We start from the raw sequence: 20,894 nt of genomic DNA, 5'->3' as shown, positions 1-20,894 counted from the left end.
TTTATCGGGTGTTCCTCATACGTCCGGGGGAATCGCGCGCCCTGGGCGGTTCGCCCGGGATGCGGTGGGCAGTTCTGCTTCCGCGACGTCGTGACCAGCACCGAGGCAATCGGCCAACGCTTCGGGACCAGTCGTGTCGAGCCCAGTCGTATCAAGCCGCTTTTTTCGGTTCCTGGAGGAAATCTCATGGCACGTATCCGTACCGCTCGCGCGCTCGCCGCCGTTGCCGCTCTGCCTCTGGCCGTCGCCCTGTTCGGGGGAGTCGCCGCGGCCGACAACGGCGCGTTCGCGAGTGACGGGTCGAACGCGGGGGTGGCGACCATCGGGTCCGGAGGTGTCGGCGGGGACAACACCGGCAACACGTCGACGTCGCAGCAGCAGGCCGTCGGCGCCGGTGCCTCCAACCACAGCAATACGGTCCAGGTCAGCCGATCGCCCTTCGCGTACATCGACCAGTCCACGTCCAACGTCTATGTGACCTTCACGCCGCTCTGGGTGAACTGACCGGGCGCCCGTGCGGCGGCGTCGCTGCCGCTGCCGCACGGGCCGCCTCCGTGCGGGGGCGCGAGGCGGGCCCCGGGGGTGAGGACCCTGAGGCGGGTGGGCCGTCCCTCCACCTTCAGGAGGTGGGGCCCGCCCGACCCCTACAACCTGAGGCGGACATGGCTTCGGGACCTGGGGCCGATCCCCTCGTCCGCGCCCGCTCCTAGCGTGGAGCCATGACCACGCCAGTCTGCACCGGCGCCTCCACGGCGGCCGCTGCCACCACCGGACACCGCCGCTATCCGTCGTTCTCGTCGTACGTGCGGGCCCGGGGCCCTGTGCTGCTGCGGACCGCACGGTCCCTCACCGCGAACCCGAGCGACGCCGAGGACCTGCTGCAGACAGCCCTCACCAAGACGTACGTCGCGTGGGAGCGGATCGAGGACCACCGCGCGCTCGACGGATACGTCCGCCGCGCCCTGGTGAACACCCGCACCTCGCAGTGGCGTAAGCGCAAGGTCGACGAGTTCGCCTGCGAGGAGCTGCCCGAGAAGGAGGCCGCACCCGCACCGGACCCGGCCGAGCAGCAGTCGCTGCACGACGCGATGTGGCGTGCCGTGCTGAAGCTTCCGGACCGCCAGCGGGCCATGGTCGTCCTGAGGTACTACGAGGACCTCAGTGAGGCCCAGACCGCCGAGGTGCTGGGCGTGTCCGTCGGTACGGTCAAGAGCGCCGTGTCGCGGGCGCTCGGGAAGCTCCGCCAGGATCCGGAGCTCACCCCCGTACGGTGACCGAGGGCGTGCGAGAGCGCTCTGCCCAGCCCCTTCGCGGCCCGCTCGCGCCCGGCCGACGGCGATTGGTACTCCCGGAGTAGTGACATACCGCTTGGTATGTGAGCAGAATCAGCGCACCCTTACTGCCGCGTAGCGCCCACCGGGAGGACGCCGTGCTCAGCACCATGCAGGACGTACCGCTGACTGTGACCCGCATCCTGAACCACGGGATGACCATCCACGGGAAGTCGCAGGTGACGACCTGGACCGGTGACCCGGAGCCCCACCGGCGCAGCTTCGCCGACATCGGCGTACGCGCCGCGCAACTGGCGCACGCCCTGCGCGACGAGCTGGGCGTCGACGGCGACCAGCGTGTCGCCACCTTCATGTGGAACAACGCCGAGCACGTCGAGGCGTACCTGGCGATCCCCTCGATGGGCGCCGTCCTGCACACGCTCAACCTGCGGCTCCCCGCCGAGCAGCTGATCTGGATCGTCGCCCATGCCGACGACAAGGTCGTCCTCGTCAACGGTTCGCTGCTTCCGCTGCTCGCACCGCTGCTCCCCCACCTGCCCTCCCTCGAACACGTGGTGGTGTCGGGTCCCGGCGACCGCTCCGTGCTCGACGGTGCCGTGCCCCGGGTGCACGAGTACGAGGAACTGATCGCCGGCCGGCCCACTTCCTACGCCTGGCCCGAGCTGGACGAACGCCAGGCAGCCGCCATGTGCTACACCTCCGGGACCACGGGTGACCCCAAGGGCGTCGTCTACTCCCACCGCTCCATCTACCTGCACTCCATGCAGGTCAACATGGCCGAGTCGATGGGACTGACCGACAAGGACACGACGCTGGTGGTCGTGCCGCAATTCCACGTGAACGCGTGGGGGCTGCCCCACGCGACGTTCATGACCGGCGTCAACATGCTCATGCCCGACCGCTTCCTGCAGCCGGCGCCGCTCGCCGACATGATCGAGCAGGAGCGGCCCTCGCACGCCGCGGCCGTTCCCACCATCTGGCAGGGACTGCTGGCCGAGGTCACCTCGAAGCCGCGCGACCTCTCCTCCATGGCCCGCGTCACGATCGGCGGTGCCGCCTGTCCGCCCTCCCTGATGGAGGCGTACGACAAGCTCGGCGTCCGCCTCTGCCACGCCTGGGGCATGACCGAGACGTCGCCGCTGGGCACGATGTCCAACCCGCCGGCCGGGCTGACCGAGGAGCAGGAGTGGCCGTACCGCGTCACCCAGGGCCGCTTCCCGGCCGGCGTCGAAGCGCGTCTGGTCGGCCCCGGCGGGGAACACCTGCCGTGGGACGGTGAGTCCGCGGGCGAGCTGGAGGTCCGCGGCTCATGGATCGCCGGTGCGTACTACGGCGGCGCGGACGGCGAGAGCCTGCGTCCTAAGGACAAGTTCAGCGAGGACGGCTGGCTGAAGACCGGCGATGTCGGCGTGATCAGCGACGAGGGCTACCTGACGCTGACCGACCGGGCCAAGGACGTCATCAAGTCCGGCGGCGAGTGGATCTCCAGTGTCGATCTGGAGAACGCGCTCATGGCACATCCGGATGTGGCCGAGGCGGCGGTCGTCGCCGTCCCCGACGAGAAGTGGGGTGAGCGTCCCCTGGCGACCGTCGTCCTCAAGGAGGGCGCCACCGCCGACTACGCCTCGCTCAGGACGTTCCTCGCCCAGTCGGTGGCCAAGTGGCAGCTGCCCGAGCGCTGGACGATCGTGCCGGCGGTGCCGAAGACGAGCGTGGGCAAGTTCGACAAGAAGGTGATCCGCAGGCAGTACGCCGACGGTGAGCTGGACATCACGCGGCTCTGACCCGCTTCACCGCGTACGACGGGGGCGGTACGGATCCTTCCGTACCGCCCCCGTCGTGTGCCCGTGTCCGGGAGTCAGTTCGTCCCTATCTTCGCCAGCAGATCCACGATCCTGGACTGCACCTCGTCGCTCGTCGACCGCTCGGCGAGGAAGAGCACCGTCTCACCGGAGGCGAGCCTCGGCAGGTCCGCCTCTCCCATGCCGGACGAGGTGTAGACGACCAGCGGTGTGTGGTTCAGCGAGCCGTTCGCGCGGAGCCAGTCGATGATCCCGGCGCGGCGGCGGCGTACCTGCATCAGGTCCATCACCACCAGGTTGGGCCGCACCCGGGTGGCGAGGTCGACCGCCTCGCTGTCGCCCGACGCCCGCGCGACCTGCATGCCGCGCCGCTCCAGCGTCTCCGTAAGCGCCAGCGCGATCTCCTCGTGTTCCTCGATCACCAGGACCCTCGGCGGATGCTGGTCGCTGTCGCGCGGGGCGAGCGCCTTGAGGAGCACGGCCGGGTCGGCGCCGTAGGCCGCTTCCCTCGTCGCCTGTCCGAGACCGGCCGTGACCAGCACCGGGACCTCGGCGGCCACGGCCGCCTGACGCAGCGACTGCAGCGCCGTACGGGTGATCGGCCCGGTCAGCGGGTCGACGAACAGCGCGGCGGGGAACGCCGCGATCTGGGCGTCGACCTCCTCGCGGGAGTGCACGATCACCGGACGGTAGCCGCGGTCGCTGAGTGCCTGCTGGGTGGAGACGTCCGGGGCGGGCCAGACGAGCAGCCGGCGCGGATTGTCCAGCGGTTCCGGGGGCAGTTCGTCGTCGACGGGCTGCGGCTGCGGGCGGTTGGCCACCTCGACGGCTCCACCGGGGCCGTCCAGCGGCTCCGGGCCCTCGGCACCTTCGTCGGGCGCCCCTATCGCGTACGCACGCCCCTCGGACGCGGGCGGGGACAGCAGCTGACCGGAGCCGGAGCCCTGCACGGTGCTTCCCTGTGCGCCACCGGGCTGCGGCAGGACGGGAGCGGGCTGCGGCGGCACGGGAGCCATGGCCGCCGGAGCGGCGGGCCGCTCGGCCTCGGGCGGAGCCGCGAGCTTACGGCGCCGCCCTGCGCCGCCGAGCGTCTGGTTCTGCTGATGCGCGAGGTGCTGCGCGAAGGGCATGCCCTGACCCAGCGTCCGCACGCTGAACGCGCGGCCCTGCGTCGAATCCGAGGACGCGGGCATGGGGGCCTCTGCGGGCAGCGGCTTGCGCCGCGCGTCCGGGACGGGGGCCGGAGCGTCGCTGCCGGCCGGATGTGGTTCCGGCTCGGGCGCCGAGGGCGCCGGTGCGGGACCAGATGCGGGCCCGGAGCCGGCCGGGGCGGCGGCGGTGCCCGTGGTGTGCGCGGTGCTGCCCCGGCCCGCCCAGGACACGTCACCGGCCGGACCCGTGCCGGGTTCGGACGCCGGGACGTCCGGCCCCTGTACGGCGGTGCCGTCCTGTGCCCAGTCGGGCTGCGGCGGGACGGCGGGAAGCGGCTGCCCGGGAACGGGATGGCCCGGACGGGCCTGCGGTTCCGATACCTCCGCGGGCCGTGCCCTCCGGCGGCCGGACGGCAGGGGGTGCGGTTGCGACGGGGTGTGGTCCGCGTCCGGCGCGGTGCGTACGGCGTCGTGGCGCTCGGACAACGGCCCCGCACCCGCCGGGGCAGGCTGAGCACCGGAGGGGACCGGGCCCGGCGGGGGCGGCTGAGGTGACCGGGGCACGCCCGGGAGCGGCTGCGCGGCGGCCGCGGCCGGCGGTGCCACGACGGGCGAGCCGCCCGGAGCCGCCGGCGGAACCCGGTCCGCGGCGGCGGGCGGCAGCGCGAAGGCCGTACGAGGTCCCTGGTCGGTACGGGACTCGGCCGCGACGCGGTCCTGCGCCGCGGCGAGAGCCCGGCGGGCCCGTCGCCCCCCGGGCTGCTGCGCCTGCTGTTCCGGACGCGACGGCTCCTGAGGCCCGCGGGCCTCGGGTGACGACGCGAGGGCGGGCAGCGCGGGCCGGCTGCCACCGCCCTGGCGCCCGGAGGCGTTCTGCGGCACGCCCTGGGGCGGAACCGTCTGCCCGCGCTGCGGGCGGCCCCCACCTCCCTGCGCACCCTCGGCCGCCGTGACCACCGACCCCTCCGAGGGGGCGGAGGCCGCCGCGGGGAGCGCCAGCGCCTGCCGGGGCTGTCCTGCCGCACCTTCCGCACCCGTCTCCGCGGGGCTGGGCCGGCCACGCCTACGCCCGGATCCCTCCCCCTGCTGAGACGGGGTCATGTCCGGTGCCTGCGCCTGTTCCTGCTGCTGTTCCAGGGGATCCGTGGACGTACGGCGTGCCCTGCGCCGACCGGTCGGCTCCGCTGCCGCGGTGCCACCGGACTCCGGTGCGGCCGCCCCCGCGTCCAGGGGAGCGTCCAGGAACGCGTCCGTCGACCCCCGGCGCGCCCGCCGCCGACCGCCCTGCGCGGGCTGGGACCCGGGCGCGGGAGCGGCGGCTTCCTCGGGCACCGGGAGCGGCTCGGGCACGGGTACGGCGGCCTTCTCGGGCGCCGGGAGCGGCTCGGGCACGACGGTCCCGGCGCCCGTGCCGAGCGGCACTTCCAGGACGTACGCACTGCCGCTCATCCCGGGCATCTCATGCGTCTGGAGCACACCGCCGTGCGCGCGCACGATCCCGCGCACGATGGGCACATGCACGGGGTCGCCCCCGGCGAACGGCCCGCGCACCTCTATGCGTACGACGTCACCGCGCTGCGCCGCGGCCACGACGACCGTGGAGTCGACGTAACCGCCGCCCGGCACCGTCCGGGCCTTGCCGGTCGAGTCGACACCGGCCACGTCGGCGACGAGATGGGCGAGCGCCGTGATCATCCGGCCGGCGTCGACCTCGGCCTCGATCGGCGGCGCGTGCACCGCGAACTGCGCGCGCCCCGGACCGATCAGCTCGACCGCACCATCGATGCCCGCGGTCACCACGGAGTCGAGCAGCACCGTCTGCTTGACGAGCTCCTCCGCCCCCGTGTCCAGGCGCTGGTAGCTCAGTACGTTGTCGACCAGCGTCGTCATGCGCGCATAGCCCGCGGCGAGGTGGTGCAGGATCTGGTTGGCCTCGGGCCAGAGCTGGCCGGCCGGGTCGGCGGCGAGGGCGGAGAGTTCGCCGCGCAGCTCCTCCAGGGGCCCGCGCAGCGACTCGCCCAGCACGGCGGTCAGCTGGGTGTGCCGCGCGTCGAGGCCGGCCAGACGCTCCGTCTGCTCCTCCAGCTCGGAGGCGTACCGCTCGGTCCGGTCGGCGCTCTCGGCCGCGTGCTGTTCGGTGAGCGCGGCGATCTCGGCCCGGTGGCTCGCGGTGAGCTCGGCGATCTCGGCGGCGTGCCGTTCGGTCAGACCGGTGACCTCTTCGGTGTGCTGCTGGGCCAGTTCGTCGTAGGGCCTGCGGTCCGTGAACGTCATGACGGCGCCGACGAGCTGGTCCCCGTCGCGTACCGGGGCGGTCGTCAGGTCCACCGGTACCTGGGCGCCGCTCTTGGACCACAGCACCTGCCCGCGCACCCGGTGCTTGCGGCCGGACCTGAGGGTGTCGGCGAGCGGCGACTCCTCGTACGGGAACGGGTCGCCCTCCGCACGCGAGTGCAGGATCAGCGGGTGGAGCTCCTGTCCGCCGAGGTCACTGGCGCGGAAGCCGAGGATCTGCGCGGCGGCGGGATTGACCAGGACGACGCGGCCGTCCGTGTCCGTGCCGACGACTCCCTCGGAGGCGGCCCGCAGGATCATCTCGGTCTGGCGCTGCGAACGGGCCAGCTCGGCCTCGGTGTCGACGGTGCCGGAGAGATCCCGTACGACGAGCATGAGCAGCTCGTCACCGGTGTAGCTGGAGTGGATGTCGTTGTAGCCGGCCTGGCCGCTGTCCAAAGACGCGCTGGTGACCTCGACGGGGTACTCGGTGCGGTCGGTCCGGCGCGCGGTCATCCGCGTCGGCTTGGTCCTGCCCTGCTCGTCCGCAGCGTCCGGCCTGCGCATCGACCCCGGGATCAGCCTGGAGTCGAACTCCGGAAGCAGATCGAGCAGTCCGCGCCCCACGAGCGCGGTGCCCGGGGTCTCGAACATTTCGAGGGCGATGGTGTTGGCGTTGACGACCGTACCGTTGCAGTTGACGAGCAGGAGCCCGTCCGGGAGGGCGTCGAGTATGGCTGCGAGGCGAGCAGCGCCTCGGGATGGCCTGCTGCTCACGAGACGCTTCCTCCCTGAATACCGCACCTTGCCGACAGCGGGCCCCATCCTGCCCCTCGGGCCTCAGGCTGTCACTGGAGGAGTCTAAAGGCAGGGAGCGCATGGCGGGCGGCGGATGAGGGGGAGCTCTCACCAAGGTTCTGTGCAAACGGTGTACGCCGGTGGTCCATGGCGTGACTGCACGCCCCCCCTCTGACGTGCGCCGATACCTCCGGAGTCCAGCCGGAGACAGCCCGAAGTCCCCCTGTTGGGCGGCGTGCGAGCCCCTGGGCAGAGCACGCGCGCGCCCTGGTTCACGCCGTCCGGCCCGGCGGAAGTCCCGGCGCACGCCCCGCCGAACCGGCTACGGAGTGGAGGGGCGCGCACCGAAACACGCCCTACCGCGCGGAGGGGAGCACCGGCACGAGGTTGTTCCAGCGTGAGATCTCGCAGCCGTTGGCCCGGCTGAACCGCGCGTCGACGACCTCTCCCCGCCAGGTGCCCTGCACCCGGGCGGAGGCCGGCCCGCCCGCCTGCTGGGTGCACATGGCGTTGCGGTCCGTGGCCACGAAGGGGTTGCCCCCCGACTCGGCGGCCTGGTCCAGCAGGTCACAGGCACGCTGCGCGGACGGGTGGCTGCCACCTGCCGGGTCGCACTCCAACTCGAACACCCCGTCGGCCGCCGGGTTGCCGGACTCCGAGACCGTCACGGTGAGCCGGGTCTCCGTGGCCTGCACCATCGACCAGCCACCCTGGAGCACGGGGAGCGGCGGCAGCGGCACGAGAGGGGACGCGGCCGTGGCGGCGGGTGCGGCGGCGGACAGCGCGGCGAGGGACGCGACGGCGGTGAGGGTGAGACGGCGCAGCATGCGGGGCTCCTAATGTTCTGGCGCGCCGGAGGCGCGCAGGTCTGCTCCGGTGCGCGCCGTGTCGGAGGCGAGCGCCGGGCCCATGGGATGACGGACGGAGGGCGGAGCCCTCGTCCTCTCTAACGCTCCTTACGCCCGCACGTTGCGCAACTCATGGGGGGCCGACCGGAACAGCCGAGCGGCGACGTTCACCGGAACACACGCCGCAGGGCGCTTTGCCTCGCCGCCCACCTGCCTAGTACCGTGGGCGGCGATTGGTGACAGCGCGCTCGACTGTGTCATCATCTGCACGCACCACCCGCGCTCGCGTGGGGTGTGCTGGAGGCGTCGCCTAGTCCGGTCTATGGCGCCGCACTGCTAATGCGGTTTGGGTCTTAAAGCCCATCGAGGGTTCAAATCCCTCCGCCTCCGCAAGATCCCGAAGCCCCGTGCCCCAGGCACGGGGCTTCGGTCGTATCCGGCCGCGTAAATCCGCCTCAGGAGGATGTTTCCGCAGGTCAGATGCGGTGTGACTAATGGATTTCGCGTCACGGCGCAGGTCATGTAATGTTGTTCTCGCAACGCCGACCGGGCAGAAAAGTCCGGGAAGCGGGACCGAGGCTCAGGCCGAGGACAAGCACTCGTAGCTTAACGGATAGAGCATCTGACTACGGATCAGAAGGTTGCAGGTTCGAATCCTGCCGAGTGCACAGCAGGCCGGAGGCCCTCAGGAGAAATCCTGAGGGCCTCCGGCTTTTGCGTGGACGGGCAGTCACGCCCATGCCCGGCCGGTTCAGGCCGACGCCTCGGTCACCGGGGTGGCCGGGGCTGCTGTCCGCACGACGCGGCGGCGCCGGGTCGGGATCCCGAGCGTCGGGTTGGCGACGCCCCAGGCCGCTCCCTTGCAGACCAGTTCCTTGTAGAGCGCGGCGAGCCGGCCGGTCAAGGCCGAGCGGACGGCGCGGTCGTCGGCGGTGACGTACTGGATCAGGCCTTCCCTGCGGCCCAGCGAGATGCACTGGTTGAAGTAGCGGAGCGGGGTGTTCGGGACCTTCCCGCCGGTCAGGCGTGCCGCGATGGCGTCGGCGCTCTGCCAGGCGGAGGGGACGCCCGAAGCGCACGACATCCGCAGCGGTTTGTCGCCGGGGCCCCTCACCATGGCCGCGTCGCCCACGGCGTAGACGTCCGGGTGCGAGACCGAGCGCATGGTCCCGTCGACCACGATCTGGCCCGTACTCGTGACCTGCAGAGTGGTGGCCTTCGCGATCGGGTGGACCGCGAAGCCGGTGGCCCAGACCGTGACCCCGGCCGGGACGGACCCGCCGTCGGTGGTGGTCACCCCGTCGGCCTCGACTCCGGTGACCGCGGTCCGCTCGTGCACGGTGATGCCCAGTCCGTCGCAGACCTTCCGCAGGTGCCGGCGGCCCTTCGGCGAGAGCCAGTCGCCGAGGCCGCCTCGGGCGACGAGCGCGACGTCGAGGTCGGGGCGGGACTCGGCGATCTCGGTCGCGGCCTCCACGCCGGTGAGCCCGCCGCCGACGACGACCACGGGTTGTCCGGCGTCCAGGCCGGCCAGGCGCTCGCGCAGCCGGAGTGCTCCCGGGCGGCCGGCGATGTCGTGGGCGTGCTCGGTGGTGCCTGGTACGCCTTGGGGGTTCCAGCCGCTGCCGAGGGCGTACACGAGGCTGTCGTACGCCAGCTCCTCCGCGCCGTTCGCGTCGAGGACGGTCACGGTCCTGCGCTCGACGTCCACGGCGGTGACCTTGCCGATCCGCAGTGCGACGCCGGTGCCGGCGAACATCGCACCGAGTGGCCGGAGTCCGAGGTCCTGACCGGCCGCCAGCTGGTGCATCCGGACGCGCTCGACGAAGTCGGGCTCGGCGTTGACGAGGGTGATGGCGACGTCTTCGCGGTGCAGTCGCCTGGCGAGGCGCCCGGCGGCGGTGGCACCGGTGTATCCGGCCCCGAGGACGATGATGCGGTGCTTCATTTCCCTGCTCCTGTCTCGCGCGGGTTCGCCCCTTGAACCGGGCAGCCCGACGTTTCCTGACAGGAACGTGGTGTGAAGCACCTCACAGCGGTATCAGAAGGCGTACATCAGGGGGTCCCCGTGGTCGGTGGCCGCCCACGACCGGGTCGCGCGTTCGAGCTTGTCGGGGTTGGCCTGGTTGCGGAACGCGGCGATGCCGTCGGGGGTGATCTCCAGGCACATGACGCCGATGACCCGGCCGTCGAGGACCACCACGAGGGCGGGCCCGCCGTTGGCGGTCGTGGCGTGCACCTCGGGTGAGCCGCCGACGAGGGCGCGCTTGGCCTTGCTGGGTCTGAACAGGCCCCGCATGAACGTCGCGACCGCGAGGGCACCCTCGAACGCCTTGGTGCGGGCCGGGACCTTGCCGCCGCCGTCGCCGATCGCGACGGCGTCCTCGGCGAGCAGCCGTACGAGCGGTTCGGTCCGGCCGCTGGTGGCGGCCTCGAGGAACTCCTCGACGATCCGCCGGGCGGCGGCCCCGTCGATCTCGGCACGGGCCCTGCCGTCCGCCAGGTGCTTCTTGGCGCGGTGGAAGATCTGCTGGCTCGCGGCCTCGGTGATGCCGAGGGTCTCCGCGAGCTTCCGGTGCGGGTAGTCGAAGGCCTCCCGCAGCACGTACACCACCCGCTCGTCGGGGGTGAGGCGCTCCATGAGGGTGAGGACCGCGTACGACACCGACTCGCGCTGCTCGGCGGTGTCGGCGGGGCCGAGCATCGGGTCCCCGGCGAGCAGCGGCTCGGGCAGCCACTGGCCCACGTAGGTCTCGCGCCGGGCCCTGGCCGAGGTGAGCTGGTTGAGGCACAGGTTGGTGAGGACCTTCGTCAGCCAGGCCTCGGGGACCTCGATGCGGTCGATGTCGGCGGCCTGCCAGCGCAGGTACGTGTCCTGCACGGCGTCCTCGGCATCGCTCGCGGAGCCGAGCAGACGGTACGCGATGGCCTCCAGGCGGGGCCTGGAGGCTTCGAACCGGTCCAGGTGGTCCGTGGTCGGTGCCATGGCCCGGATCCTAGCGCCGGGTCCCCCGCAGCGCGCGTAGGAGCCGAGGCCGACCAGGCGGTACACGTACGCGTCGGGAACGCAGGGGTTCTACGCTGACGGGCGTGGCCCCCGATGTGAGCTGGGAAGGGACGGCATGAGCGGCTGGCGGTGCACCGGACTGCGCTGGCCCCGGGGCGGGCCCGTGCTCGGGTGGGCGCGGAGCGACGGGACCGCGCGGGGCCGGGTGAGCGTCCTGGCGTACGGGAAGGAGCTCGGGTTCCGCGCCGAGGGGGAGCGGCACTGCATCGGCGCGCGCGGCAACCCGTGCCCGGTCGGGGCCCCGGTGCCGGTGCGCAGCACGGGGGCGCGGTGCGCGGAGTGCGCGCGGCTGGACCGGGCGCACTCGGTGGCGGCCGACACGATCGCCGACGACCCGCGCACGTACCGCGTCTACCTGGCCTGGTTCGGGCCGGGCATGGTCAAGGTCGGGATCACGGGGGAGGCGCGGGACGCCGCCCGGCTGCGGGAGCAGGGGGCCGTGGTGTTCAGCTGGCTGGGGCGCGGCCCGCTGATGGCCGCGCGGCGCACGGAGGAGCTGCTGCGCTCGGCGCTCGGGGTCCCCGACCGTATCCCGTACGCCCGCAAACGTGCCGTGCGCGACGCCCTGCCGGGGGCGGCGGAGCGGGCGGCCGAGCTCGAAGCGCTGTACCGGCGGGCCGTGGCACTGGCGGGTGCGGGATGGCCGGAGGCGCTGGAGCGGCTGCCGTTCGAGGCGGTCGATCACGCCGCGGTGTTCGGGCTCGGTGGTGCGGGCCGGGCGGCGCGGGCGGTCACCGGGCTGGTGGACGGCGGCGTGGTGGCCGGACGGCTGGTGGCGGCGGCAGGGCCCGATCTGCATCTGGAGACCGTGGACGAGGGGGTCGTCGTCCTGGACACACGGCTCGTCACCGGCTGGGACCTGGTGGGCGCCGACGCGCGGGCCGGGCTGAGCGTTCCGTCCGTGGCCGTGCGGGCCGGTGGCGTGCAGCACGGGTTGTTCTGACATCGGCACCGGGATCGTTCTCGAGGGCTTACGACGCGTGTGGAAGTCCGCGGGCCGAGGTGCGGGGAGCGCGACAGCCGAGGCGCTGAGAGCCCGCCGACGTGTTTCTCAGGCAATTCACAGGTAGGCGAAAGGTCGTTCTCACGGCCGTCTCACAGGCTTGAGCCATGACGACGACCTTGCCCCAGGGGCGTACCGAACTGCTCAGGCCCGACAACAGCCCCGTCCGCGTCCTGGTCGTGGACGACGAGGCCCCGCTGGCCGAGCTGCTCTCCATGGCCCTGCGCTACGAGGGGTGGGAGGTGCGCAGCGCCGGGGACGGTGCGGGCGCCGTCCGTACGGCGCGCGACTTCCGCCCCGACGCGGTGATCCTCGACGTGATGCTCCCCGACATGGACGGGCTGGCCGTGCTCAGCCGACTGCGGCGCGAGATCTCCGACGTGCCGGTGCTGTTCCTGACCGCGCGGGACGCGGTGGAGGACCGGATCGCCGGACTCACGGCGGGCGGTGACGACTACGTCACCAAGCCGTTCAGTTTGGAGGAGGTCGTGGCGCGGCTGCGCGGGCTGATCCGCCGCTCCGGTACGGCGGCGGTCCGCAGCGATTCGACGCTCGTCGTGGGTGACCTGGTGCTGGACGAGGACAGCCACGAGGTGAGCCGGGGCGACACGTCGATCCACCTCACGGCGACGGAGTTCGAGCTGCTGCGCTTCCTGATGCGCAATCCGCGCCGGGTGCTCAGCAAGGCACAGATACTCGACCGTGTCTGGAACTACGACTTCGGCGGCCAGGCCAACGTGGTCGAGCTGTACATCTCCTACCTGCGCAAGAAGATCGACGCGGGGCGCACCCCGATGATCCACACCCGGCGCGGCGCGGGTTATCTCATCAAGCCCGGCGACTGACGCCGTGGGCACGAGGAGCGGCGCGCGCCGGCCCTGGACGCTGCGGACGCGGCTCGTCGTGTACGCGGTCACGCTCATCGCGGTCGTCGCCGCCGTGATCGGTTCGGTCACCGCGATCGCCTTCCAGAGCTACATGTACGGAAAGCTGGACGGTCAGCTGCGTGACATCACCAGACTGGCCGAGGCCCGTCCGCCGGGCGGCGGCAAGATCACCCCGGGCGGTCCGGAGAACGAGGATCCGCTGGACTTCGTCGGCAGGGGCGGCCCCGACACCTTCGGTGCCGTGGTGACGGACGGGTCCGTCACCGTCTCGAAGATGATCAACGGCCCGGACGCCCCGCAGAGCACCGAGGAGCTGACCGACGCGCAGGAGGACGCCCTCGAAGCCGCCGGGGTGACACCGGACGGCGAGCCGCACGACGTCGAACTTCCCGGACTCGGCAGCTACCGCGTGGAGATCGTCCCGTCGAGCGGCGGCACGTCCGTCCTGGTCGGCATCCCCACGGCCGAGGTGGACAAGGCCGTCACCACCCTGATCCTCGTCGAGGTCTGCGTCACCGGCGCCGGGCTCATCGCCGCCGGGATCGCGGGTGCCGCCATGGTCGGCGTCGCCCTGCGGCCGTTGCACAGGGTCGCGGCCACCGCGACCAGGGTCTCCGAACTCCCGCTCCACAGCGGCGAGGTCGCCCTGTTCGAACGGGTCCCGGAGGCCGAGGCCGATCCGCGTACCGAGGTCGGCCAGGTCGGCGCGGCCCTCAACAGGATGCTGGGGCACGTCGGTTCGGCATTGGACGCGCGGCAGAAGAGCGAGACGCGGGTACGGCAGTTCGTCGCGGACGCCAGCCATGAACTGCGCACCCCGCTCGCCTCCATCCGCGGGTACGCCGAACTGACCCGGCGCGGCCGGGAGAACACCGGCCCCGACACCCGGCACGCCCTGGGGCGGATCGAGTCCGAGGCGGAGCGGATGACGGGCATGGTCGAGGACCTGCTCCTCCTGGCACGTCTCGACGCCGGACGGCCGCTCTCGTACGAGAGCACCGATCTCTCACCGCTCGTCATCGACGCGGTGAGCGACGCCCGCGTCGCGGACCGCGCCCCCGGTGGCGCCCCGGGTGCCACCCATCACTGGCGGCTGGAGCTGCCCGAGCTGCCCGCGACGGTGCTCGCCGACCCGACCAGGATCCAGCAGGTGCTGGTCAACCTGCTCGCGAACGCCCGTACGCACACCCCGCCGGGGACCACCGTCACCGCCCGGGTGCGCCAGGCGAGCAGGGAGCTGCCCTGGGTGACCCTGGAGGTCCAGGACGACGGGCCCGGCATCCCGGCGGAGCTGCAGCCCCGTGTCTTCGAACGCTTCGCGCGTGGCGACGCCTCGCGTTCCCGGCACGCCGGTTCGACGGGGCTCGGTCTCGCCATCGTGCAGGCCGTCGTGGCCGCGCACGGCGGGCTGGCCGAGGTGCGGTCGGTGCCGGGCGACACGGTGTTCGCCGTCCATCTGCCGGCGGACGCGGTGCGTGCGGGAGCCCGGGAGAACGGCCCCGGGAGCGGTCCCCCGGCGGGTACGGACCACATCCCCTACGCCCCTGTGACCGACTCCGTGACGCACTCACAGGCGCACCACAGGCTCAGCACACGGATGTGACAGCGCGGTTGAGGACTGTCGGTGTCATGCGAACCGACACTCCTTGGAGCACCCTTCCGGCCCGGGAACACCTCCTGGCCGCGGCGGTCGGCGCTCCCGTACCCGTCCCTGTGCTCGACGTGGTGATCCCCGTGTACAACGAGGAGAAGGACCTCGAAACGTGTGTGCTGCGCCTGCGCGACCACCTGGCGCGGACCTTTCCCTACGGATTCCGGATCACCGTGGCGGACAACGCGAGCACCGACCGCACGCCCCAGGTGGCGGCCCGGCTGGCGGCCGTGATCCCGGAGGTCAGGTCGTACCGGCTGGAGGAGAAGGGCCGGGGGCGGGCGTTGCGGACCGTCTGGTCCCACTCGGACTCCCCGGTCCTCGCCTACATGGACGTGGACCTCTCGACCGACCTGAACGCCCTGCTACCGCTGGTCGCCCCGTTGATCTCCGGCCACTCCGACCTGGCCATCGGCTCCCGCCTGGCGCGCAGTTCGCGGGTGGTGCGGGGCTCGAAGCGGGAGTTCGTCTCACGGGCCTACAACCTGATCCTGCGCTCCTCGCTGTCCGCGAGGTTCAGCGACGCCCAGTGCGGCTTCAAGGCCGTACGACGCGAGGTGGCGCAACGGCTGCTGCCGATGGTCGAGGACACCGGCTGGTTCTTCGACACCGAGATGCTGGTGCTCGCCGAGCGGGCCGGGCTGCGCATCCACGAGGTGCCGGTCGACTGGGTCGACGACCCGGACTCGACCGTGCACATCGTGAGGACCGCGACCGAGGACCTCAAGGGGGTCTGGCGGGTGGGCCGGGCCCTGGCCACCGGAGCACTGCCGCTCGACCGGCTGGCCCGGCCCTTCGGTGACGACCCGCGCGACCGGGCCGTGCCCGGGGTGCCGCGCGGACTCGCCCGGCAAATGGTCGGCTTCTGTGTCGTGGGCGCGTTCTCCACCCTCGTCCACCTCGCGCTGTACTCCCTCTTCCGGCTGGGCCTCGGCTCGCAGTTCGCCAACGCGGCGGCCCTCCTCGTGTCCGCCGTCGCCAACACCGCGGCGAACCGGAGACTCACCTTCGGGATACGCGGCCGGGGCGGTGCCGCGCGCCACCAGGCACAGGGCCTCGTCGTCTTCGCGATCGGGCTCGCCCTCACCAGCGGCTCGCTGGCCGCCCTGGGCACCTCCGGAACGGCGTCGCACGGCACCGAGCTCGCCGTGCTGATCGCGGCCAACCTCGCGGCGACGGTGCTGCGGTTCCTGCTCTTCCGCGCCTGGGTCTTCCCCGACCGGCGCACCGGCCACCAGGAAGCCCGCAAGGGTTCCGCACACGAACCGAGGAACGTCCGATGACCGCCGCAACCCACTGTGACCATCACCAGGTACCGCCCGGTGCCCCAGGGGCGCCCGCGCACGCGGCGGGCCACCGGAAGCCGTTGACGCTCCGCGTCCGCCGGGGCAGGCCGCAGGACCCGCGCTGGGCGCGGCCCGCCTTCCTCGCCATGCTGCTGGTCATCGCGCTTGCGTACCTGTGGAATCTGAGCGCTTCCGGTTACGCCAACTCCTTCTACTCCGCGGCCGTGCAGGCCGGCAGCCGGAGCTGGAAGGCCTTCTTCTTCGGCTCGCTGGACTCCGCGAACGCCATCACCGTCGACAAGCCGCCGGCCACGCTGTGGCCGATGGCCCTGTCGGTGCGGATCTTCGGGCTGAACTCCTGGGCGATCCTCGCGCCCCAGGTGCTGATGGGCGTCGCCACGGCCGGTGTCCTGTACGCGGCCGTGCGCCGCCGCTTCAGTGCGGCCGCCGGGCTGATCACGATGGCGGTCTTCGCGCTGACACCGGTCGCCGCGCTGATGTTCCGCTTCAACAACCCGGACGCGCTGCTCGCGCTCCTGATGACGGCCACCGTCTACTGCGTGCTGCGCGCCCTGGAGGGCGGCCGGACGAAGTGGCTGGTCTGGGCGGGTGTCGCGGTGGGTCTGGCGTTCCTGTCGAAGACCCTCCAGGCCTTCCTGATCCTGCCGCCGCTGGCTGTGCTGTACGCGGTGTTCGCGCCGGTGTCCGTGCGGAAGAGGTTCGGCCAGCTCGGCCTGGCGGCGCTGGCGGCGGTGGTCTCCGGCGGCTGGTGGGTGGCGGTCGTCGAGTTGTGGCCCGCCTCCTCGCGCCCGTACATCGGCGGTTCGCAGAACAACTCCTTCCTGGAACTCACCTTCGGCTACAACGGACTCGGCCGGATCAACGGCGAGGAGACCGGCAGCGTCGGCGGCGGTCAGGGCGGCGGCTGGGGTGAGACCGGCATCGGCCGGATGTTCAACTCGGAGATCGGCAGCCAGATCGCGTGGCTTCTGCCCGCCGCGCTGATCCTGCTGGTCGCGGGCGTCTGGCTGACCTGGCGGGCGAAGCGGACCGACACGGCCCGCGCGGCGTTCCTCGCCTGGGGCGGTTCACTGCTGATGACGGCCTTCGTCTTCAGTTTCATGGCCGGCATCTTCCACCAGTACTACACGGTCGCCCTGGCTCCCTACACGGCCGCTCTGGTCGGCATGGGCGCCACCCTCCTCTGGGAGGAGCGCGCCAGATGGTGGGCGGGCGCCGTGCTCGGCACGACGGTCGCGGCGACGGCCGTCTGGTCGTACGTCCTGCTGGGGCGCACGCCGGACTACGTCCCGTGGCTGCGCTGGGCCGTCCTGGCCGTCGGCCTGGCCGCGGCGGTGGGGCTGCTCCTCGTGGCACGGCTGGGACGCGCGCTGGCGTTCGGCGTGGTGGGGCTGGGCCTCGCGGCGTCGCTGGCCGGGCCGACGGCGTACACGATCAGCACGCTGAACACCGGGCACCAGGGTTCGATCGTCACGGCGGGCCCGTCGGGCGCGAGCATGGGCGGCCCCGGCGGCGGCCGGGGCGGGGGTCCCGGCGGTGGGGAGGGCGGCGGCCCCGGCGGCGGCATGCAGCCCCCCGGCCAGGGCACGCAGCAGGGCGGCGGCCGGGCACCGGGCAACGCGCAGGGCGGTGGCACCCCGGGCCAGGGCACGCAGCAGGGCCAGGCTCCCGGCGGTCAGCAGGGCGGCGTGCCCGGCGGCGCTACGGGCGAAGGCGGCATGGGCGGTGGTGGTGGCATGGGCGGCCTGCTCGGCGGAGCCTCCGTCGGCTCCGAGGCCGAGACGCTCCTGCGACAGGACGCCGACGCCTACACCTGGGCAGCAGCGGCCATCGGGTCGCAGAACGCCGCGAGTTATCAGCTCGCCACCGGTAACCCCGTGATGGCGATCGGCGGATTCAACGGCAGCGACCCGTCACCCACGCTCGCCCAGTTCGAGAAGTACGTGGAGGACGGCAGGATCCACTACTTCATCTCGGGCGGAACGGGAGGCGGCGGTATGGGCGGTGAGGGCGCCTCGTCGCAGATCTCGGCGTGGGTGGAGGACAACTTCGAGGAGGTCACCGCAGGAAGCGCGACCTTCTACGACCTCACCCGGCACTAGAGGCAGGCGGACGGCGGCGGCCCCGGAGCTCTTGCTCCGGGGCCGCCGCCTGCCGTGCCCTGGTGCGGCGGGAGACGCCGGTCCTGGACGCCGTGGGCGGCCCCGGGCGGCGGAGGACGCAGGGTCAGTAGCCCTGGCGGGTGTCCACGGCGAGTGCGGGTGTGCGCCCTTCGGCGACCGCCGTCCAGCAGGCCGAGAAGTCCGCGACGACGTCCTCGTCGGCCGTGATGCCGGCCGAGTGGGACGTGATCACCGTGCGCGGCAGGCGCCAGGCGGGGTCAGCGGGGCCGGCCGGCTCGTCCGGCAGCACGTCGAGTACGGCCCGGCGCACCTGCCCGCCGTGCAGCGCGGTCTCCAGCGCCGACATGTCCACGGTCGCTCCCCGGCCCACGTTGACGAAGGTGGCGCCCCGCATCGCGGAGAACCGGACGTCGTCGAAGAAGCGTTCCGTGGCGCCGGTCAGGGGCAGGGCGGACACCACCCAGCGGGCCTCCGCCAGCGCTGCCGTCTCCTCCTCCGAGCCGGCCGGGACCACCCGGTCGAAGCCCGTCGGCACGGCGCGGGGAGTGCGGGACACGCCCACCGTGCGTACGAAGCAGGCTCGCAGCAGGCCGGCGACCGCGGAGCCGATGCGCCCGGTGCCGTGGACGACGGCGGTCTGCCCGGCGGCGAGTTCGGAAGGGAGACGACGCCACTCGGACCGGGAGTGCTGGGCGGCGTGCTCCGGGACGGACTGGCACTCGGCGAGGACCCAGGCCAGCGTGTACTGGGCGATCCGTTCGCCCATCCGCCCCACGGTCCGCGTCAGCAGGGCCCCTTCCGGCCAGGGCCCGGCGGCCGACAGCGCGTCCGTACCGGCGTTGACGCTGTGGAACCACAGCAGCCGGGGGGTCCGCAACGCCTCGGGCAGCGCGTCACCTACGCAGATGAAGGGCCCGCCGGGCTCCTCGGAGCAGGCGGATCCGGCCGGGCGACCGGTGATCCGCTCCAGCTCGTGGACGAGGGCCGGGCTCAGGGACGGGGAGGTCAGCAGTCGGGCCCGCGCGAGGGCATCCGGGTGGGGCGGGGTCATCGGCGCGGTCAGCTGCCGCCTGCCAGACGGGCGGGGAAGCCGCCGGTGGCGACCGGGCTCCAGCGCTCCGGGGTGATCCGGATGATGGACTTCCCCTGCTTGACCATCGCCGCCCGGTACTCGTCCCAGTCCGGGTGCTCCCCCGAGATGGTGCGGAAGTACTCGACGAGGGGCTCGACCGAATCCGGTGAGTCGATCACCTCGGCCGAGCCGTCGACCTGGACCCAGGGGCCGTTCCAGTCGTCCGACAGGACGATCACGCTGACCCGCTCGTCCCGCTTCGCGTTACGGGTCTTGGCCCGTTCGGGGTAGGTCGAGACGACGATCCGTCCCGCGTCGTCGACGCCGCAGGTGAGTGGGGAGCCCTGGGGGCGGCCGTCGGACCGGGTGGTCAGCAGGATCGCCCGGTGCCGGGGCCGCACGAAGTCCAGCAGTTCCGCGAGTTCCACGGCGGTGTTGGTCGCGATGTGGGGTGCCATACGGCCCACACTAGTGCCGCGTCAGTCAGGGTTTGCCCGTCAAGGAGCGGCGTCAGGTGCGTGCTGTCGGTGTGCCGGCCGGAAGCCCTTGTACTGGATGTACTCGGGCTTTCGGCCGGTGCGGCGAGAGTGCGTGCCGGGCGTCGCGACGGGGCGAACCTTGGCTGATGCGGCACTAGACCCGCTCGGTGGTCCTAGGCCGGGACGGAATCACCCTGGACCGCCTGGATGTCGAGCTCCACGCGCAGGGTCGTGCCGATCGCGGAGATGCCGGCCTGCAGCACCTGGTTGTAGTTCATGGCGAAGTCGTCGCGGCGCAGCTCCGCGGTGGCGTGGAAGGCCGCCCGCACTCCGCCCCACGGGTCGGGCCCGGTGCCCAGGTAGCTGAGGTCGAGGTCGACGTCCCGCGCGATGCCGTGCATCGTGAGCAGTCCGTGGACCGTCCAGCGGTCGGGCCCGGCCGGCGTCAGCGCACGGGAGCGGTAGGTGAGCTCCGGGAACGTCTCCGCGTCCAGGAAGTCCGCCGAGCGCAGGTGCTTGTCCCGCATGGCGTTGCCCGTGTCGATGCTGGAGGAGGCGATGAATGCCTCCACCCGGGAGTGCTGGACGTCCTCGGCGATCTCGATGCGGCCGCCGAATTCGGTGAACCGGCCGTGCACGCTGGAGATCCCCAGGTGCTGTGCGACCGCGGCCACCGAGGAGTGCACCGGGTCGAGTGACCAGGTGCCCGGAGGCGGCAGTTCCACGCCACCCTGCCGGGCCAGCACCACGGTGCCGGCCTCGACCCGTCCGCTGGCCGTGACGAGGGCCGTCGACGCGGCGGGGGCGTAGCCCACCGCCGTGACGATCACCGTGTACGCGCCGGCCTGCAGGTGGTCCTCGGTGCGGACGGCCCCGTTCTCGTCCGCGGCGGCCCGGAGCACCTGGGTGCCCGTCATGTCGGTCACCGTCACGACAGCGTGCTGGACGGCCCAGCCGTCCCGCGTGCGTACCTGTGCGCGAAGTCCCATCCCGTGTTCTCTCCTTGCTCAAAATCACTCGTGAAGCAGCGACTCGATGAGTCGGGCCCCGAGGCGGGATCAGCAGGCCGTCCCCTGCCTGCCGTTCCCGCCCCGGGGCCCATTTCCGCCGGCGCCACAGCCTCTCCGCTCGAAGTGCTGT

15 protein-coding genes and 2 tRNA genes are annotated in these 20,894 nt (G+C 72.5%); 10 read left to right on the top strand and 7 right to left on the bottom strand.

Going from position 1 to position 20,894, the window contains the following annotated elements; translation table 11 throughout:
- The first annotated feature begins 186 nt into the window (after positions 1-186).
- From ACFYSH_RS10260 to ACFYSH_RS10250, 3 genes are all read left to right on the top strand, one after another.
- Complete coding sequence (locus ACFYSH_RS10260; protein ID WP_388751779.1) at positions 187-504, top strand: hypothetical protein; 318 nt, start codon at positions 187-189, stop codon at positions 502-504.
- Positions 505-719: 215 nt separating this feature from the next.
- Positions 720-1,274, top strand: coding sequence for a SigE family RNA polymerase sigma factor (locus ACFYSH_RS10255; protein WP_359463886.1), 555 nt, complete (start codon positions 720-722; stop codon positions 1,272-1,274).
- Between the two features lie 155 nt (positions 1,275-1,429).
- Entirely contained in the window at positions 1,430-3,076 is a 1,647-nt protein-coding gene (locus ACFYSH_RS10250; RefSeq protein WP_388751777.1) for a long-chain fatty acid--CoA ligase, read from the top strand.
- 74 nt (positions 3,077-3,150) lie between these two features.
- Here the strand turns inward: ACFYSH_RS10250 and ACFYSH_RS10245 are convergent, their stop codons facing one another.
- Complete coding sequence (locus ACFYSH_RS10245) at positions 3,151-7,296, bottom strand: PAS domain-containing protein (RefSeq protein WP_388751775.1); 4,146 nt, start codon at positions 7,294-7,296, stop codon at positions 3,151-3,153.
- Positions 7,297-7,673: 377 nt separating this feature from the next.
- Entirely contained in the window at positions 7,674-8,144 is a 471-nt protein-coding gene (locus tag ACFYSH_RS10240; RefSeq protein WP_388751773.1) for an SSI family serine proteinase inhibitor, read from the bottom strand.
- Between the two features lie 320 nt (positions 8,145-8,464).
- On the opposite strand from ACFYSH_RS10240, the gene ACFYSH_RS10235 reads away from it, so the two are divergent.
- Both ACFYSH_RS10235 and ACFYSH_RS10230 read left to right on the top strand, forming a co-directional pair.
- A tRNA-Ser gene (locus tag ACFYSH_RS10235) sits at positions 8,465-8,555 on the top strand.
- Between the two features lie 205 nt (positions 8,556-8,760).
- Positions 8,761-8,833, top strand: a tRNA-Arg gene (locus tag ACFYSH_RS10230).
- An 83-nt stretch (positions 8,834-8,916) separates the two neighbouring features.
- Here ACFYSH_RS10230 and ACFYSH_RS10225 read toward each other — a convergent pair.
- Both ACFYSH_RS10225 and sigJ read right to left on the bottom strand, forming a co-directional pair.
- Positions 8,917-10,113, bottom strand: coding sequence for an NAD(P)/FAD-dependent oxidoreductase (locus ACFYSH_RS10225; RefSeq protein ID WP_388751771.1), 1,197 nt, complete (start codon positions 10,111-10,113; stop codon positions 8,917-8,919).
- A 93-nt stretch (positions 10,114-10,206) separates the two neighbouring features.
- Entirely contained in the window at positions 10,207-11,151 is a 945-nt protein-coding gene (gene sigJ, locus ACFYSH_RS10220; protein WP_388751770.1) for an RNA polymerase sigma factor SigJ, read from the bottom strand.
- A 136-nt stretch (positions 11,152-11,287) separates the two neighbouring features.
- Between sigJ and ACFYSH_RS10215 the strand changes: the two genes are divergently transcribed.
- From ACFYSH_RS10215 to ACFYSH_RS10195, 5 genes are all read left to right on the top strand, one after another.
- A complete protein-coding gene (locus ACFYSH_RS10215; protein ID WP_388751768.1) occupies positions 11,288-12,175 on the top strand; it encodes a DUF2797 domain-containing protein in 888 nt (295 codons plus the stop codon).
- Between the two features lie 167 nt (positions 12,176-12,342).
- Complete coding sequence (locus tag ACFYSH_RS10210) at positions 12,343-13,080, top strand: response regulator transcription factor (RefSeq protein WP_388751766.1); 738 nt, start codon at positions 12,343-12,345, stop codon at positions 13,078-13,080.
- Positions 13,081-13,084: 4 nt separating this feature from the next.
- Positions 13,085-14,725, top strand: coding sequence for an ATP-binding protein (locus ACFYSH_RS10205; protein WP_388751764.1), 1,641 nt, complete (start codon positions 13,085-13,087; stop codon positions 14,723-14,725).
- Positions 14,726-14,751: 26 nt separating this feature from the next.
- Positions 14,752-16,056, top strand: coding sequence for a glycosyltransferase (locus ACFYSH_RS10200; protein ID WP_388751762.1), 1,305 nt, complete (start codon positions 14,752-14,754; stop codon positions 16,054-16,056).
- A complete protein-coding gene (locus ACFYSH_RS10195) occupies positions 16,053-18,182 on the top strand; it encodes an ArnT family glycosyltransferase (protein ID WP_388751760.1) in 2,130 nt (709 codons plus the stop codon). The genes ACFYSH_RS10200 and ACFYSH_RS10195 overlap by 4 nt, the downstream gene beginning before the upstream one ends.
- Positions 18,183-18,306: 124 nt before the next feature.
- Here the strand turns inward: ACFYSH_RS10195 and ACFYSH_RS10190 are convergent, their stop codons facing one another.
- The 3 genes from ACFYSH_RS10190 to ACFYSH_RS10180 form a co-directional block, all read right to left on the bottom strand.
- Positions 18,307-19,254 carry an NAD(P)-dependent oxidoreductase gene (locus ACFYSH_RS10190; protein ID WP_359463914.1) on the bottom strand — a complete coding sequence of 316 codons (948 nt, stop codon included), beginning with the start codon at positions 19,252-19,254 and terminating at the stop codon, positions 18,307-18,309.
- Between the two features lie 8 nt (positions 19,255-19,262).
- Complete coding sequence (locus ACFYSH_RS10185; protein ID WP_359463917.1) at positions 19,263-19,733, bottom strand: PPOX class F420-dependent oxidoreductase; 471 nt, start codon at positions 19,731-19,733, stop codon at positions 19,263-19,265.
- Between the two features lie 194 nt (positions 19,734-19,927).
- Positions 19,928-20,743 carry a YceI family protein gene (locus ACFYSH_RS10180; protein WP_359463919.1) on the bottom strand — a complete coding sequence of 272 codons (816 nt, stop codon included), beginning with the start codon at positions 20,741-20,743 and terminating at the stop codon, positions 19,928-19,930.
- Positions 20,744-20,894: the final 151 nt, after the last annotated feature.

It is taken from the genome of Streptomyces sp. NPDC005791 (assembly GCF_042871485.1).
Classification (GTDB): Bacteria; Actinomycetota; Actinomycetes; order Streptomycetales; family Streptomycetaceae; genus Streptomyces.
Note: the sequence above shows the minus strand (reverse complement) of the source record. Positions and strands in the feature narration are given on the sequence as shown.